Below are 16,280 nucleotides of genomic sequence, written 5' to 3'. Positions count from 1 at the left end.
TGAAAAAAGCACCTAAGGGTGCTTTTTTTATAGGCTTGATATAACGTAAATACCGAGCCTATTTAAATAGAATCTGAGTAACTATATCCATATAACGAGTCATTAGGTTAGATATCGGTCAGGCCCCAAAAGAAAGCCACAATAGCTGTTAAGATGATTAAGTTGAAATAAATTATGCCGATAACGGAAAATTTTACTAAGGTCAACAGATAGCCTTGTTGATAAACACGCTTTTGTATAAGCAATAAATAACATGGTAACCAAACGAGTAATAACATGGCTAGATAGCCTAATCCGTTAGCGACATTAGGCATTAAGGTGATTAAGTGCTCTTGGCCGTATTCGAGAATGTTGACTAAAAAAATGATTAAGAAAATAAAACTGTGGCTATGTAGTGCTACGGTAAGGTGCTCAAGATATAAACGATTAGCAAAGAGATAAAATATCTTAAGAATCAGGGCGAAAAGAGGTAATAAAATAAACATTAATTGCGGTAGCTTGCTAATTGATTGCTTTATTAACGGTCTAGCATCAGAGTTTAGTGCCTGTAGGCCCTTTTTTTCTAATGTTGCTATTTTAGTGTTTAAACGTTTATTATTTTCATCAGATAAAAAGTCAAAGGTTAGTGAGCCGTCATCGTTATTGGCAATGGAGAAATTTCTTACTTCGTTTGAAGCGGTTTTATCTATTTTTATTTGTGCTAATTTCTCCTTCAAGTCACGCAATTTTTGCTGACTTTTATCTGATATCGGCTCTTCATTATTAATAATACTAAATTCGTATTCGACAATTTCTTTAGTTAATTCAGATGCTTTTGATGCGCTGCTTAGCGATAAATCTGCTTGATATTGTTTATATTGCTTAATTTTTTCTAGCTGTAACTTTTTTTTGATTAGTGATAAATCGTTAAGTGAATGCTCAAGCTGCCCAATATATTGAGTGACTTGTTCTAAAGGCGCAGCCATTCTTTGCTCATGTACAAGCTGATCTTTACCGTCAACGGCGAAAAAATTAAGTGAAATGAAGAAAATAATACTGATGAATAAATAAAGCCGCAGTGGTGGTACGTAATGAACACGCCTACCTTGGATATATTCTTGAGTTAAAAATCCTGGTTTTAATAGTAAAGGCTTTAATGTTCTAGATGCACGAGAGTCAAAACTAAAGATATCATCGAGCAAGTGCAACAGCACGCTCCAAAAATACTTTATAGTTGACTCAATTGATTGACCACATTGACTACAGTAAGAGCCACTTACTTTCGCGTGGCAATTTTCACATATGACAGCGTCAGTTTTATTATCGGCTATTAATAATGCAACGCCGTTGTTATTTTTATCGTCAAGCATAATATTTGCAGTAAATAAAACAGTTACTTAGCATAATAGCATTGATTTTTTTTGGCGCAAATTGAATTTTGATGCCTATTTTTGCTAAAAATTACAGTAATTTGAAAGAATGTAAATAAAAATTGCTTTTATTTACAATTAATCGTTAATATTTTCTATATCTATAGTGCTGTATTGATAATGTTCTGTTAAATTTAGAGGGTTACTGATCAAAGCAAGCCAAATAGCAGGAGAATTATAATGGCATTTGAAGTTACCTTCGAGTTGAAAGAGTCAGATTTAGAGCATTTTCGTAATGTGATGAGAGAATCAAAGTCGGGCGCCAAAAGTTTAAGTGAAGCAGAAATTTTAGCAAACGCAAAAAGTCTTAGCCAAGATGTTAAAGGCGATGTGCCAGTATTTGTCAGCGAAAGAATTCAAAAGTTAGAAACTTTAGTGGCAATGATTGAAGATTCTGAATGGAACATACCTGAAGAAGAACGTGCAGACGTGTTAAGTGCGCTAGCGTATTTTAGTGATCCAGAAGATTTAGTACCTGATCATATTCCGGTGTTAGGTTTTTTAGACGATGCTATTATGATTGAGTTGGTTGCTGAAGAACTTAAAGATGACATTGAAGCCTTTCTTGAGTTTTGTGCTTATCGTACTCGTGAAGAAAACCGTAAGGGTGATGTTGCGGTTACTCGTGATGAGTGGTTGGACGCAAAGCGCAGAGAGTTACATAGTCGAATGAGAAATCGCCGCTCAAGTCGAAGTGGTCGTTCAGGATTTCGTTCAATTTTCTAATTGATAATTTCCCTGTTAGCTTTAGCTAATATTAGATATTTAAAAAAGCCACTGTTGTGGCTTTTTTATCTTTGGCAATAAAGTTTTGCTATCAAGACATCAGGAAAAATCTGCCAGACTCCAACATTCGTTAATTTGTCAGGAACAGCATGAGAACAAAGAATGCGATAATAGTGCCATTAAAGGCGAATATATAAGCAAATCCTTTCAAGCCTTGCTTGATGGTATAGTTGTTATTTTTTAAATACCAATACCAAATAGCGCACATAATTATTGGTACGAGGAAAAATAGTCGGATCATGTTTATACTGTCTCCTGAGTTATTTGCTTAGCGGGTTCTCGCCAAGGTGCGACCTTAAATAACATTAACATACCAGGTATAGCTAATACCGTGCATAAAAAGTAAAAATTAGTCCAGCCTACTTGCTCGACAATAACACCAGTGGTGGCATTAGCAAAGGTTCGTGGTAGTGCGGTTAACGCAGTGAACAACGCAAATTGTGTTGCTGCAAAGGCTGGATTAGTTGTTCTAGCGATAAAAGCGGTGAAAGCGGCAGTGCCAAGACCAACACCTAAATATTCAAAGCCCATCGCCATGGCTAAAGCGTAGGTGTTGTGACCAATTTCTGCTAAGGCAGCAAAGCCTAATATACTGATTATTTGAACAACGCCAAATAGCCATAAAGCACGATTAATACTTAGTTTAATCATGACGATACCACCAATGGCCAAGCCTATGGTCATTGCGATCAGTGAGGCAGTTTTAGCTACCACACCTATTTCGGTTTTTGTAAACCCAAGGTCAATAAAAAAGGGGGTTTGCAAAGCGGTTGCCATACTATCACCGAGTTTATAGAGAAATAAAAATGCCAGTATTTGCAGTGCGGCTTTAGTGCCTTTCCTACTGATAAAGTCTTTGAATGGTAAGACAATAGCATCCTGTAAGGTTTTTGGTGCTTGCGGTGCATTTTTCAGCTCTTTGATGGATAGACTCAAGAAAATACCTACCAACATAAAACTGGCAACAATAATAAATACCGATTGCCAGCTAATATGATCAGCTAGAATAAAGGCTAAAGAGCCGGGTACTAAGCCTGCAAGTCGATAAGCTTGTACATGAATTGAGTTACCTAAGCCAAGTTCGTGCTCTGGCAGTAATTCACGACGATAAGCATCAAGTACAATATCTTGACTGGCACTAAAAAATGCTACAGCGGCAGCTAAGTAGGCAACACTCCAAATATTCATCACCGGATCAACAAAGCCAAAAGCAGCGATCGAAAACAGTAGTAGCACTTGAGTGAGCAGCATCCAACTGCGTCGGCGACCGAGTACAGGCAAAGAATAGCGGTCCATCAGGGGCGACCAAATGAACTTCCATACATAAGGAATACCAATCAGTGAGAATAAGCCAATCTCGGCTAAGCTGACGCCTTCTGAGCGTAACCAACCGGGCACTAATTGATAAAGGATAAATAAAGGCAGGCCAGAACTAAAACCGGTAAAAATACAAATTAGCATGCGGCGATTAAATATTGCTTGCTTAAAGGTTGGTGATGGCATTGCTCAAAGCCTAATGAATACGAGAGGATAATGTTGTTAGGCTATCAAAATGTATTAGTAAACAGAAGTTTAATCTGTTCTAACTGGAAATTAGTTAGCTGATGTAACCCGCATTAAACCGGTATTATTGCCAAGGTGTTATGGGTTTTACGGTAATGGTCGCCAGCCAACGCAGTCAATAGGGTAGCCGCCAACACCAGAGAAAAACTCTAAACAAGTTGATATTTCACTTTTGAAATATAAATCGCTGTCAAACTTTTTTGAGCTATGTAAACTCAGCTCATGCATTATATGCCAAAATACACGTTCTCTAGCACTGCTTGGAGTTTCATCACTGACATTAAGTAAGGTCCATTCAGACATGGTGTGCTCTACAAATAGATCAAGTTCGGTGTAGTGGAGTGTGTGATTAATCACCGCATTAATATAAACCCGAATTTGAGTGATTTTCTCATTAATAAAATGCTCAATCGCCATGATATTCCTTGTTTGCCAATATCCTGCTTCAAGTGTTTAGCTAAGTCGAAATATCCGTATAAACCGCCTAGTGATGTCATTTACTTTGTTTAGTTATCGACGATAAACTGCAAATTGTCAAAATTAAAATTGTAACCAAAGTGTAATGTAAGGCTCTTGGTTGCTGGAAATATAGGTGTTTTTTCAATTCAACCCAAGAGGCTATGGCTAATTTTCAATATAACATCGTTGGAAATTGTTAAAGTAGATAACTACAACGGACATTTTTCGCCTTGTTACCTCAAAATTAGCTAATAGTAGAAACTAAAATGAAAGATCAACAGCTCCTAAGGTATTGCAAAACTATATAAATTTTTTGTTTGCACATCCATCCTCGTTAAACTGCTTTTTAAACTTAATTGGCAATAGATAAAATGCTGAGTAATACCAATTTTACTAAGTTTCTTCCCACTCAGTGAACAAACTTAATAGATTTGGTATAAAGCTATCTGTGTTGGATTTGTGAATAATAGGTGTTTGTAGAGTAAGATAATCTTGCAACAGTTTTACTGTAAATTTAATCAACATTAGCGAGCAGCATTGAGCATACTACTTTAGCTTTAGTGATTTAGAAACATTGGCTCATTAACTCAATTGTTAAGAGACGTTTATTTTTTATGGGATGTTTAGTAAAAAATGTCAGCTCTATAAGCTGAAATTAAAGGGCTCAACATTATGAAGTTAAGCCCAAGTCATTAAAAATGATGATTATCTATGGTTTTATATTGCAGGTAATAAACTGGCTTTAATCAGCATAATAGGCTCGATAGGTACATCTTCCCAAGCCATCTCTTCATTATAATCGGTTTTTACTAATGCCATCGCGTCGATGACTTCTTGGCCTTCAATAACACTACCGAAGACAGCATAGCCCCAACGTCTGCCAGGGTCTAAATTGGTGTTGTCGGCGACATTGAAAAAGAACTGTCTATTCGCGGTGTGAGGGCGGTTTTCTTTCGCCATTGCGATAGTGCCACTCTCATTCTTCAAACCGTTGCCTGATTCGTTAATAATATCTTCACTAACTTTTTTTAGTACAAAATCTTGGCTGTAACCGCCTCCTTGTACAATAAATTCGGCAACAACACGATGAAAAATAGTATTATTGTATTCGCCAGTAACGACGTAAGTTAAAAAGTTATCAACGGTTATTGGCGCACGCACTCTATCAAGCTCAACAATAATAATTCCCATTGACGTTTCTAACTTAACCTGTGGGAATAAATTATCAGGATCAATCGCTAAATTTTTTGCACTACAAGTTAATGAAAGTAATAATAATATAACTGAAAAAATTCTCATTGTGGTTATCTCAAAATTAATGCTCTAGTGATTATTTATTTAACAAACTCTTGTATTTCTTGATTTCGGACTATCTGTGTTAATAGTTTTGCTAGTTGCTGATTAAAGTCTCGTTCTAGTACGGCAATATCAGCTTTTAATGGTCCGTTACTTTTGCCGATTATTTTAAATGATTTTGTTAACGTGCCGCTGGCATTGTTGATAACAACACGAAAGTCCATTTGATTATTGGCACTATATTTCAATAGTTCTTGCTGAACATTAATTAAAGCATTATCAATGATTACTTCAATTTTATTTGCTGCCAATGACGTTACTTGTAAACCGTTAGCTTTTAACGCTGACGTCAGTGATTGTTCGACAATATCCACTATGGGCTGTTGAGAAGAATATAACTGTGCTGGCTCATCAAGGCGGAGAATTTGTACAATGTGGTTTGAGCGACGTAAGTCGGTAAAACGTAATTGCACCTGTTTTTGTTGGTAAACATCACTGATACCGGTACTGAGCTCAGGACTAACAATGACATGTTTAATTGCTGTGCTACAGGCAAGCAGAAATACTGTAGTTGAACTGAAAAGTAAGAACTTAATTATTGATGATTTCATATGATACTCTTAAAGTAAATTAACGTTTTATAGCTGAAATGGTGACAAACTTGTCATTACTCGCGACAAGTTTTTCATTGCCAAAAATGCGTTTTAATTTTATATGATAGCCAAGCTGACGATTACCAATAATGCGCAACTCGCCCCCTTTTTTCAAGACTCTATGGCTGTCTTTAAACATCTGCCAAGCGATATGATCTGTGGTGGCGGTTTGTTGATGAAATGGTGGATTGCATAAAATAACATCGACGCTACCGCCCTCAACACTGGTTAAACAGTCATTTATTTGAAACTGACATTGCTCAAGGGTTGAGGGTAAGTTTTTCGTCAGGTTTAGTTTGGCTGATGCAATTGCCATGTAAGATTCATCAATAAAGAGCATATTTGCAGTCGGCTGTTTTGATAATACTTGTAAGCCAATGACGCCATTACCACAACCAAGATCAATAACTTGAGCACCTGCTGCAACGTCAGGCAGGTTTTGCATAAAATAGCGCGCACCAATATCAAGCTTTTCTCTGGCGTAAACGTTGGTGTGATTATTAATGGTAAACTCTGTGTTCTCTAATGGCCATGAGCTAAGAGAAGAGGCCAATAACGCTTTTTCATTATCTAATTGACTAAACACTAAACGCGCTTTCTTTACCGCTAGTGAAGTTTTGGTCGTGCCTAAATAATTTTCAAATAGCTTCAGTGTTGAACTATGAATTTCTTTTGCGCGATCAGCGGCAATGAATATTACTTCTTGGGAGAGTTGCTGCTTAATTTGACTTAATTGATAACATAACAATGTTTTGCTTTTAGGAATTTTGAACAACACGATACTGATGTCTGAAGGCAAATCGTCTAAGCTTGTTAGTAAGGTTAGGTTTTCATTTGATATGCCATTTTGCTGAAAATTATACTCAATACCTTGGTGGCTTAAAAATGAGTCGTTAACGCAATAAAGTTGATGTTGAGCTAAGTTGCAGCTTAAAGCGCCAAAACTATCATTAAATATTAAGATTTTATGTTTAGCGGATGTTAACTGCTCTTGTTCTAAGTAATTCAGCAGATATTCATCTGCGGCATCCCAAGCCTGTAAACTACGGTTCACTTGTCCGGTTGGGAATCGATCGAGGAAAAGGTTTTTGTCATTGATTATAAAAGGGCTGATCATAGCGATAAATACTTAGTTGGCGTGGCTGATATTGTGACAAAGTTTATCATTGTGGGCCAGTTAATTGCAGGTTTTATCGAGATAATGCGATTAAAACAGAGCGAGTGAGTGGCAAAGTGATGAATAAGGAGCTTATTGGTTTGAAAATACTTTTACCTGACGCTGATATTACTTATATTGAAAATTTTTATGCTAAAGATGAAGTATACAAACTTTTTCATCAGTTAGCGCAAACAGTAGCTTGGCGACAGGATGATATTCGAATGTTTGGTAACATCATGAAAATACCTCGGCTGCAAGCTTGGTATGGTGATCATAACTTACATTATCGTTATTCAAATATGACCTTGATAGCTAAGCCATGGACAGCGAGTTTATTATCCTTAAAAGCAAAGGTTAGTGATTATTGCCAGCATAACTTTAATGCGGTGTTAGCGAATATGTATCGTAACCAACATGATAGTGTTGGCTGGTATAGTGATAATGAGCCTGAGCTAGGTAAAATGCCGGTAATCGCCTCATTATCTTTTGGTGCAAAGCGTGACTTTCAGTTAAAGCATATTAAAACTCAAGAGAAAAAAACCTTATTCTTGATTCAGATAGTTTGCTGATCATGCAAGGCGAGACACAAAACTACTGGCAACACTGTGTACCAAAAAGAACTCGAATAATAATGCCGCGGATTAACTTAACTTTTCGAAAGATAACGCGCTAAAGTCACTTTTTTAGCCATAATTAGAAGATAAAAATATTAAAAATAACGCTGTCAGCCGTCTAGATAGATGGCATAATTACTGGCAACGACTAAAATTAAAGATGATCTATAACTCGATCAATCTTAGGGAAAATAATATGACAATAGAAGCTGTTATCGAAGAAAAATTACTGTCTGCTTTCTCACCACTTCACCTCGACGTAATAAATGAAAGTCATCAACATAATGTTGCACCGGGCAGTGAATCGCATTTTAAAGTTATTATCGTTTCGCAAGACTTTGAAGGTGAACGCTTAATTAAGCGCCACCGTGCAATTAATGCCCTATTAGCGACAGAGCTTGCTGATAGTATTCACGCCTTAGCGCTACATACCTATACTGAAAAGGAATGGAAAACTTATTATGCTGAGAATACGCCGCTTTCACCTAAGTGTTTAGGTGGCAGTAAAAAAATAAGCTAAATTATTCCCACACCCTTGGGAAGCCATCCGTTATTTCACTTCAGCCGTTAGTTTGATGACTGAAGTGATAAATACGTCAATTTTTACATAATACAATATTCATAAAAATGCGTGTTGAAAAACATTAAGCTAAGAGCTCAGTTTTGATTAAATAAAAGCTGTTAGAACTTTTACGGATAGTAATAAATAATAGAAATGTTAACTTTTATGGTAAAGGTAAGAGATTAATTTTGCAAAAAACTGACTAAAACCGGTAATATTTTATAAATATTAACCAATACTGTCGGATATTGTTACTGGTCGCACCTCATAAAAGGTAAAGCAAGAGTAAACTAGTCGGCAAAATTATATGCAGACTTTATATTTAAACAGTAAATTTAAGCTTGATTAATTTTAATTAAGTATTTTTAAACTCAAATTGTTGCTTTACATAATCTGTTACTACGATACGGTTATTGAGTGTTGCTAGTTATCATTATTACAGAGTGACGTTAAGAAGGTATAGTTATGGTTATTAAGCCAAAAATTCGTGGTTTTATTTGTACAAATGCTCACCCTGCCGGTTGTGCTGCACATGTTAATGAGCAAATTGCTTACGTTAAAAGTCAGCCTCAAGCGAGTACTAAACCAAAAAATGTTCTGGTTATTGGTGCTTCGACAGGGTATGGCTTGTCATCTCGAATTACTGCCGCTTTTGGTAATGAAGCTAAAACATTGGGTATTTTCTTTGAAAAGCCGCCTACGGAAAAGAAAACCGCCTCAGCGGGTTGGTACAACACAGCAGCCTTTCAAGCGGCGGCAGAAGAAGCCGGTTTATGGTCAAAAAATATCAATGGCGATGCTTTTTCTCATGAAATTAAAGCTAAAGCGATTGAAACGATTAAAGCTGAGTTAGGTGAAATTGACCTGATTGTTTATAGCTTAGCCTCACCACGCCGTACAGATCCTGACACCGGTGAGATCTATTCTTCAACACTAAAACCTATTGGTGAAAGTGTTACCACGAAAAATTTAAATACCTCTAAACGTATTATTGACTCAGTGTCAGTGGAAGCGGCTTCAGAAGAAGAAATACAAGGTACCATAGATGTTATGGGTGGCGCTGACTGGGAGCTTTGGATTAAAGCACTTAGTGATGCAGGTGTATTAGCTAAGGGTTTCAAAACTGTAGCTTATACCTATATTGGCAAAGAATTAACTTGGCCTATCTACGGACATGCAACCATTGGTCGCGCGAAAGAAGACTTAGATCGTGCTTCAACGGCCATCAAAACTTCAACCGCTGATATTAAAGGTGAAGCTTATGTTACCTCACTTAATGCGGTAGTAACGCAAGCCAGTTCAGCCATTCCAATTATGCCGTTATATATTTCAGCGATGTTTAAAGTGATGAAGGCTGATGGAACTTACGAAGGCTGTATTGAACAAATTCAAGGCTTATTCAGAGATAATATCTACGGTGAAAACCCAGTTATTGATGAAGCAGGACGCTTGCGTCAAAACAATAAAGAGCTTGAAGATAGTGTGCAAAAACGTGTTACGGATATCTGGAATACGGTCGATAGCGATACGATTGATCAACTTACCGATTACGTTGGCTACCATCAAGAATTTTTAAAATTATTCGGCTTTAGCGTTGCAGGTGTTGACTATGAGTCAGACATTAGCCCTGAAATTGTGATCAATAACTTACTTTAATATGCTACAGGTATTAGCTTAATCTTATGATAATCACTGCTCATTACAGAGACATTGATTGACAGATATTATTAAAAAAACCGACCAATCGTCGGTTTTTTTAATATTCAAAGTACGTTATATAGACGGTTAATTAACCTCAGCTCGGGATAAGAATTAATTAAATTGAACTAAGTGCCCGTTCCACGATCCGATCTTTCGACCAAGAAAAAACAGAAAGATAATAAGGAACGGGCATGAATAAACTAGTTGAAATATTCTGTGATGTCGATGATTTTTGTCGCGTATTTATCCCACAATGGGAGAAACAATTAATTGCTGATGGAAGTATCAAGCGAAATCGTCCATGCCGTATGGCTATGAGTGAGATAATCACTATATTAATTGCTTTTCATACATCAAATCATCGCGACTTTAAAAATTATTATAAAGGTTATATTGCTAAGTTTTATCGTTCACATTTCCCTAGCTTATTGAGCTACACTCGATTTTTAGAAGTGATGCCTAAAGCGGTCGTTCCACTTTCTAGCTACTTTTCAATACTTAAAGGTGAGTCTACAGGTATTGAGTTTATTGACTCTACAAGCATAAAAGTATGCCATAACTTAAGAATTCCTAGACATAAAACATTTGACGGTATAGCCGAACGGGGCAAAGGAACAATGGGTTGGTTTTATGGGTTCAAACTACATTTAGTCACTAACTTTAGAGGTGAAATAGTTGAGGCTAAATTAACTACTGGCAATGTTCACGACACAAAGCCCGTATTAGCCTTAGCTAAAAACTTAAAAGGGAAGTTATATGCAGATAAAGGCTATATAAGCAAAAAAATTAACAGTTGGTTTGAAGGAAAAAGGAGTTGATTTGATAACAACCGTGCGCCGTAATATGAAAGCCAAAGCTATGTCGTTATGGGATAGAGCAATGTTATCTAGACGGTTTATTATTGAAACGATAAATGATCAATTGAAGAATATATCTCAAATAGAGCATTCGCGTCATCGTAGCCCTAATAGTTTTATGTTGAATTTACTGGCAGGTTTAGTGGCTTATTGCCTTAAAGAAAATAAGCCAACCCTTAATATTAGTGACGTAGAGAAGAATGCTATGGTTAGGGCTTAACCCGATCTGAGGTTAATTAATTTTATGAGCTTGGTACGCGAAAGAAAAATCGCCAAAACTTTATGATTTTCTCTACTGAATAGTAGAAAGTTTTGCTATAAAAGAAAATTTTTCGCTATTATTGCCTGAAATAAAGATTATTCGACTAAATTGTTATTTATTGTCGCGCTATAGATAGAATCAAAATATCGTTTTGTGCTAGAATCGCGCCAGAAATTTTAACTAGAGCCGGTGAACCTTAATTTATCAAAGGTAAATTAAGACTTTGCTGAAATACACTGAAATCGATGCTTATGTTAGTTAACTACTTCAATTACTGTGATTTATGGCAAAAATTGAAGTAGTTAAATAACTAGAAAATTGATTTTGATTACTCCCATCAAAAGTAGTGCAAGTGTTTATGATTACAATAAAAAAAGGTCTGGATGTTCCTGTAGTAGGTGCCCCCCAGCAGGTAATCCATGATGGTCCGTCCATCAAAACTGTTGCAACATTAGGTGAAGAGTTTGTGGGTATGCGCCCAACCATGTTTGTTAAGGTTGGAGATAGCGTTAAAAAAGGTCAGGCACTTTTTGAAGATAAAAAGAATCCTGGCGTTAAATTCACAGCTCAAGCTTCAGGTGTTGTTAAAGAAATTAATCGTGGTGAACAACGCGTATTGCAATCGGTCGTCATCGAAGTTGATGGTAACGAGCAAGAAACGTTTACTCGCTATGCTCCTCAAGAACTTAATGCCATTGCGCGTGAAGATGTTGTTGCAAACCTGGTTAATTCAGGTTTGTGGACGGCGTTACGTACACGTCCATTTAGCAAAGTTCCAGCGATAGCATCTACGCCAATGGCGATATTCGTCAGTGCTATGGATACTAATCCTTTAGCTGCTGACCCTGCTGTTATTATTGCTGAACAAAGTGAAGCCTTTATTAACGGCTTAACAATTCTAGCGCGCTTAACTGGCGGTGAAGTTTTTGTTAGCAAAGCACCAGGAAGTGATATTGCGGTTAATTCATCTACTAAGGTAAATGAATTTGCTGGTAAGCATCCTGCTGGTTTAGTTGGTACGCATATGCATTTCTTGAAGCCTGTTAGTGCTGATAAGGTTGCATGGCACGCTGGCTATCAAGACGTTATCGCCATGGGTAAGTTATTTACTACCGGTGAGTTAGATAACAATCGTGTTATTTCTTTAGCAGGTCCGGCGGCGAAAAGCCCTCGTTTAATTCGTACTGTTTTAGGCGCAAATGCTAGCGAAATTACGGCGAATGAAAAACTTGATGGTGAGTTACGTGTTGTTTCTGGGTCTTTATTATTAGGCTCAGAGGCTTCCGGTGTTCATGGTTACTTAGGTCGCTATCACACGCAATTGTCTCTGATCCTTGAAGGCAGAGAAAAAGAATTTATTGGCTATATGTACCCAGGCCCGAATAAATTCTCGGTTACACGTGCGTATATGTCACATTTCTTCCCGAAGAAGTTGTTCAATATGACGACAACAACTAATGGTAGTGCTCGCGCTATGGTGCCTATTGGTAACTTTGAACGTGTGATGCCGTTAGATATTTTGCCAACAATGTTATTGCGTGATTTATGTGCCGGTGATACCGACAGTGCGCAACAGCTTGGTGCCTTAGAGCTTGATGAAGAAGATTTAGCCTTATGTACGTTTGTTTGCCCAGGCAAAACAGACTACGGCGTGATCCTTCGTGATTGCCTAACCACAATTGAGAAGGAAGGTTAGTCATGGGCTTGAAAAAGTTTTTTGAAGATATTGAACCGCAATTTGAAAAAGGCGGTAAATTTGAAACTTGGTATGCGCTTTATGAAGCGGTAGCTACGGGTTTATTTACCCCCGGCCAAGTAAACCAAGGTCGCACGCATGTGCGTGACAGCATTGATCTAAAGCGTATCATGATCACAGTATGGCTAGCGGTATTTCCTGCCATGTTCTGGGGTATGTACAATATAGGTTTTCAAGCGACTGACGCATTAGCGGCAGGTTTTGCTTTACCTGATACCTGGCAAGTAGGTTTATTTGAAATGTTGGGCGGTAGCTTATCGGCAGAATCTGGTTGGTTCAGTATGATGCTTTACGGCGCAATGTTCTTCTTACCTATTTATGCAACAGTATTTATTGTTGGTGGTTTTTGGGAAGTACTGTTTGCGACTGTTCGTAAACATGAAGTTAACGAAGGTTTCTTTGTTAGTTCAATTCTTTTTGCCTTAATCCTTCCTGCAACCATTCCGTTATGGCAGGCCGCTATTGGTATTACTTTTGGTGTTGTAGTTGCTAAAGAAGTATTCGGTGGTACAGGTAAAAACTTCTTAAATCCTGCATTAGCGGGTCGTGCGTTTTTATTCTTTGCCTATCCGACTGAAATCTCAGGTGATGCTGTTTGGGTTGCTGCTGATGGTTTCTCTGGTGCAACGGCATTAAGTGCTGCCAATCAAGGCTTAAACGATTATACGATGAGTGCTGACTGGTGGAATGCTTTTTGGGGTTATATTCCTGGCTCTGTTGGTGAAGTTTCAACAGCAATGATTTTACTTGGTGGTGCCTACATCCTTTATAAAGGTATTGCTTCATGGCGTATCGTATTAGGTGTTTTTGCTGGTATGGTTATTACCGCCATGCTATTTAATGCTATTGGCAGTGACACGAACGCTATGTTCGCTATGCCTTGGTATTGGCACTTAGTAACCGGTGGTTTTGCCTTTGGTATGATGTTTATGGCAACAGATCCCGTGTCGGCGTCATTTACTAATACCGGTAAATACTGGTTCGGTGCGCTTGTTGGTGTCATGGTAGTTTTAGTACGTGTTGTTAACCCAGCATTCCCTGAAGGCATGATGTTAGCTATTTTATTCGCTAATTTATTTGCGCCTCTTTTCGACTACTTTGTCGTGCAAGGGAACATCAAACGGAGGCTTGCTCGCAATGTCTAGTAATAAAGAAACGTTTGGCAAAACAGTTGGTTTTGTATTTATTGTTTGTTTAGTTTGTGCTGCACTAGTGTCTGTTTCTGCGGTTGGTTTAAAACCTCTCCAAACAGCAAACAAGTTGCTTGATAAGCAAACTAAAATTCTTGAAACTGCGGGTCTTTTAGAACTTGCAGGCAATGATATCGTTGCTACTTATGAAAAATTTGTTGATGCTAAAATGATTGATCTTGCAACCGGTAAAGTGGTTGAAGGTGATGTTGTTGCTTTTGAAGAGCGTGCTGATGCGCGTGATAAAGCTAAAAGCTCAAAGCCTGAAAATGATATCGCTGGTTTAAATCGCCAAGCTAATAGAGCGGTGGTTTATTTAGTGAAGGATGAGCAAGATAACGTATCAACTATTGTATTACCTATTGTTGGCTCTGGTCTTTGGGATCTAATGTATGGTTTTATCGGTCTAGAAGCTGATATGAATACCGTGAAAAGCGTTATTTACTCTGATCTTAAGGAAACCCCTGGCTTAGGTGCGGAAGTACTTAATCCTCGATGGAAAGCTTTATGGCCAGGTAAAAAAATGTTTGACGAGCAAGGCAACGTCGCCATTAGAATTGTTAAAGGTGGTGCTAAAGCCGGTGATATTCACGGCGTAGACGCTTTATCTGGTGCAACATTAACCAGTAATGGTGTTGAGCGTACGCTACGATTTTGGTTAGGTGAAGAAGGTTACGGCCCATTTATTACTAACTATCGTGCTGGAGGACTGAACTAATGTCTACCGATACTAAAAAGGTTCTATTTGGACCTATTGTTGATAATAACCCTATTGCTTTACAAGTGCTTGGTGTTTGTTCTGCGCTTGCAGTAACAAGTTCACTTGCTAACGCTTTGGTTATGACCGTTGCCGTTATGTTAGTAACCGGCTTTTCGAATCTGTTTATTTCACTTATTCGTAATCAAATCCCATCAAGTGTACGTATTATTGTGCAAATGGCGATCATCGCTTCTTTGGTAATTGTAGTTGACCAAGTGCTAAAAGCATTTTCTTACCAACTATCAAAAGAGTTATCAGTATTCATCGGACTGATCATTACTAACTGTATTGTTATGGGCCGTGCTGAAGCTTTTGCCATGAAAGAAAAGCCAGGCGTTAGCTTTTTAGATGGTATTGGTAATGGCTTAGGCTACGGTGCTGTGTTAATGATTGTTGCTTTTTTCCGTGAACTATTTGGCTTTGGTACATTGTTTGGTGCTGAAATATTTACTTTAGTGCAAAACGGCGGTTGGTATCAAGGTAACGGCTTGTTAGTTTTACCTTTTAGCTCATTCTTCATTATCGGTTTGATCATCTGGGCACTGCGCCAGTACAAACCAGAACAAGTAGAGAAGGACTAAGCAATCATGGAACATTATTTAAGTTTGTTTGTTAAGACCATATTTATTGAAAATATGGCATTAACCTTTTTTCTTGGTATGTGTACATTCTTAGCGGTTTCTAAGAAAGTGAGCACAGCGATAGGTCTAGGTGTTGCGGTTGTTGTGGTATTGGGTATTGCGGTACCGGCTAACCAAATTATTTATCAAGCGGTTTTAGCGCCAGGTGCGTTAGATAACTTGATGGGTGTCACCGATCCAGCTAACTCTATTGATTTAAGCTTCTTGTCTTTCATTACCTTTATTGGTGTGATTGCGGCATTAGTACAAATTCTTGAAATGGTATTAGATAAATACTTCCCGGCTTTATATCAAGCGCTTGGTATTTTCTTACCGCTGATCACAGTTAACTGTGCCATCTTCGGTGGCGTTTCATTTATGGTTGCGAAAAACTTAACTCTTGGCGAAAGTGTTGTTTACGGCATTGGCTCAGGTATAGGTTGGATGTTAGCCATTGTATTGATGGCGGGTATTCGTGAAAAGATGAAATACTCAGATGTACCTGATGGCTTAAAAGGCTTAGGTATTACGTTTATTACTGCAGGATTGATGGCATTTGGCTTTCTTTCTTTCGGTGGTATTTCACTTTAGGTTTATGTCGGTTTTAGCTGGTAGATACTTTTCATAAAGTCG

At 37.8% G+C, this 16,280-nt stretch carries 14 protein-coding genes and 2 pseudogenes; 10 read left to right on the top strand and 6 right to left on the bottom strand.

Annotation, left to right across the window (positions count from 1 at the left end; translation table 11 throughout):
* Positions 1-107 precede the first annotated feature (107 nt).
* Positions 108-1,349, bottom strand: coding sequence for a DUF3667 domain-containing protein (locus FGD67_RS05670; RefSeq protein ID WP_257174079.1), 1,242 nt, complete (start codon positions 1,347-1,349; stop codon positions 108-110).
* 240 nt (positions 1,350-1,589) lie between these two features.
* On the opposite strand from FGD67_RS05670, the gene FGD67_RS05665 reads away from it, so the two are divergent.
* Complete coding sequence (locus tag FGD67_RS05665; protein WP_257174078.1) at positions 1,590-2,135, top strand: YkvA family protein; 546 nt, start codon at positions 1,590-1,592, stop codon at positions 2,133-2,135.
* A 303-nt stretch (positions 2,136-2,438) separates the two neighbouring features.
* Here FGD67_RS05665 and FGD67_RS05660 read toward each other — a convergent pair whose 3' ends face one another.
* The 5 genes from FGD67_RS05660 to FGD67_RS05640 form a co-directional block, all read right to left on the bottom strand.
* Positions 2,439-3,698 (bottom strand): AmpG family muropeptide MFS transporter, encoded by a 1,260-nt coding sequence (locus tag FGD67_RS05660; protein WP_257174077.1) that lies wholly within the window; start codon positions 3,696-3,698, stop codon positions 2,439-2,441.
* Between the two features lie 147 nt (positions 3,699-3,845).
* The gene (locus FGD67_RS05655) at positions 3,846-4,175 is read right to left on the bottom strand and encodes a hypothetical protein (RefSeq protein ID WP_257174076.1); all 330 of its coding nucleotides are present in this window, start codon (positions 4,173-4,175) and stop codon (positions 3,846-3,848) included.
* A 759-nt stretch (positions 4,176-4,934) separates the two neighbouring features.
* Positions 4,935-5,516, bottom strand: a complete 582-nt coding sequence (locus FGD67_RS05650) for a peptidylprolyl isomerase (protein WP_257174075.1) — start codon at positions 5,514-5,516, stop codon at positions 4,935-4,937.
* A gap of 35 nt (positions 5,517-5,551) precedes the next feature.
* Complete coding sequence (locus FGD67_RS05645; protein WP_257174074.1) at positions 5,552-6,124, bottom strand: YajG family lipoprotein; 573 nt, start codon at positions 6,122-6,124, stop codon at positions 5,552-5,554.
* Between the two features lie 19 nt (positions 6,125-6,143).
* Positions 6,144-7,283, bottom strand: a complete 1,140-nt coding sequence (locus FGD67_RS05640) for a methyltransferase (RefSeq protein ID WP_257174073.1) — start codon at positions 7,281-7,283, stop codon at positions 6,144-6,146.
* 119 nt (positions 7,284-7,402) lie between these two features.
* On the opposite strand from FGD67_RS05640, the pseudogene FGD67_RS05635 reads away from it, so the two are divergent.
* From FGD67_RS05635 to nqrE, 9 genes and pseudogenes are all read left to right on the top strand, one after another.
* Positions 7,403-7,998: pseudogene (locus FGD67_RS05635) on the top strand (alpha-ketoglutarate-dependent dioxygenase AlkB).
* Positions 7,999-8,135: 137 nt separating this feature from the next.
* Complete coding sequence (locus tag FGD67_RS05630; protein ID WP_257174072.1) at positions 8,136-8,459, top strand: BolA/IbaG family iron-sulfur metabolism protein; 324 nt, start codon at positions 8,136-8,138, stop codon at positions 8,457-8,459.
* 507 nt (positions 8,460-8,966) lie between these two features.
* Complete coding sequence (gene fabV / locus FGD67_RS05625; RefSeq protein ID WP_257174071.1) at positions 8,967-10,157, top strand: enoyl-ACP reductase FabV; 1,191 nt, start codon at positions 8,967-8,969, stop codon at positions 10,155-10,157.
* Between the two features lie 236 nt (positions 10,158-10,393).
* Positions 10,394-11,279: pseudogene (locus FGD67_RS05620) on the top strand (IS982 family transposase).
* 400 nt (positions 11,280-11,679) lie between these two features.
* Entirely contained in the window at positions 11,680-13,017 is a 1,338-nt protein-coding gene (locus FGD67_RS05615; protein WP_257174070.1) for a Na(+)-translocating NADH-quinone reductase subunit A, read from the top strand.
* Positions 13,018-13,019: 2 nt separating this feature from the next.
* Positions 13,020-14,222 (top strand): NADH:ubiquinone reductase (Na(+)-transporting) subunit B, encoded by a 1,203-nt coding sequence (locus FGD67_RS05610; RefSeq protein WP_257174069.1) that lies wholly within the window; start codon positions 13,020-13,022, stop codon positions 14,220-14,222.
* The gene (locus tag FGD67_RS05605; protein ID WP_257174068.1) at positions 14,215-14,985 is read left to right on the top strand and encodes a Na(+)-translocating NADH-quinone reductase subunit C; all 771 of its coding nucleotides are present in this window, start codon (positions 14,215-14,217) and stop codon (positions 14,983-14,985) included. The genes FGD67_RS05610 and FGD67_RS05605 overlap by 8 nt, the downstream gene beginning before the upstream one ends.
* A complete protein-coding gene (locus tag FGD67_RS05600) occupies positions 14,985-15,608 on the top strand; it encodes an NADH:ubiquinone reductase (Na(+)-transporting) subunit D (protein WP_257174067.1) in 624 nt (207 codons plus the stop codon). Before FGD67_RS05605 ends, FGD67_RS05600 begins: the two co-directional genes overlap by 1 nt.
* Before the next feature lie 6 nt (positions 15,609-15,614).
* Complete coding sequence (gene nqrE / locus FGD67_RS05595) at positions 15,615-16,238, top strand: NADH:ubiquinone reductase (Na(+)-transporting) subunit E (protein WP_257174066.1); 624 nt, start codon at positions 15,615-15,617, stop codon at positions 16,236-16,238.
* The last annotated feature ends 42 nt before the right edge of the window (positions 16,239-16,280 follow it).

It is taken from the genome of Colwellia sp. M166 (assembly GCF_024585285.1).
Taxonomy (GTDB): Bacteria; Pseudomonadota; Gammaproteobacteria; order Enterobacterales; family Alteromonadaceae; genus Cognaticolwellia.
Note: the sequence above shows the minus strand (reverse complement) of the source record. Positions and strands in the feature narration are given on the sequence as shown.

What these genes read in the sequence shown, in the direction of transcription:
- FGD67_RS05670 (WP_257174079.1), bottom strand. Translation starts at nt 1,349, where the DNA reads ATGCTTGACGATAAAAATAACAACGGCGTTGCATTATTAATAGCCGAT.
- FGD67_RS05665 (WP_257174078.1), top strand. Translation starts at nt 1,590, where the DNA reads ATGGCATTTGAAGTTACCTTCGAGTTGAAAGAGTCAGATTTAGAGCAT.
- FGD67_RS05660 (WP_257174077.1), bottom strand. Translation starts at nt 3,698, where the DNA reads ATGCCATCACCAACCTTTAAGCAAGCAATATTTAATCGCCGCATGCTA.
- FGD67_RS05655 (WP_257174076.1), bottom strand. Translation starts at nt 4,175, where the DNA reads ATGGCGATTGAGCATTTTATTAATGAGAAAATCACTCAAATTCGGGTT.
- FGD67_RS05650 (WP_257174075.1), bottom strand. Translation starts at nt 5,516, where the DNA reads ATGAGAATTTTTTCAGTTATATTATTATTACTTTCATTAACTTGTAGT.
- FGD67_RS05645 (WP_257174074.1), bottom strand. Translation starts at nt 6,124, where the DNA reads ATGAAATCATCAATAATTAAGTTCTTACTTTTCAGTTCAACTACAGTA.
- FGD67_RS05640 (WP_257174073.1), bottom strand. Translation starts at nt 7,283, where the DNA reads ATGATCAGCCCTTTTATAATCAATGACAAAAACCTTTTCCTCGATCGA.
- FGD67_RS05630 (WP_257174072.1), top strand. Translation starts at nt 8,136, where the DNA reads ATGACAATAGAAGCTGTTATCGAAGAAAAATTACTGTCTGCTTTCTCA.
- fabV (WP_257174071.1), top strand. Translation starts at nt 8,967, where the DNA reads ATGGTTATTAAGCCAAAAATTCGTGGTTTTATTTGTACAAATGCTCAC.
- FGD67_RS05615 (WP_257174070.1), top strand. Translation starts at nt 11,680, where the DNA reads ATGATTACAATAAAAAAAGGTCTGGATGTTCCTGTAGTAGGTGCCCCC.
- FGD67_RS05610 (WP_257174069.1), top strand. Translation starts at nt 13,020, where the DNA reads ATGGGCTTGAAAAAGTTTTTTGAAGATATTGAACCGCAATTTGAAAAA.
- FGD67_RS05605 (WP_257174068.1), top strand. Translation starts at nt 14,215, where the DNA reads ATGTCTAGTAATAAAGAAACGTTTGGCAAAACAGTTGGTTTTGTATTT.
- FGD67_RS05600 (WP_257174067.1), top strand. Translation starts at nt 14,985, where the DNA reads ATGTCTACCGATACTAAAAAGGTTCTATTTGGACCTATTGTTGATAAT.
- nqrE (WP_257174066.1), top strand. Translation starts at nt 15,615, where the DNA reads ATGGAACATTATTTAAGTTTGTTTGTTAAGACCATATTTATTGAAAAT.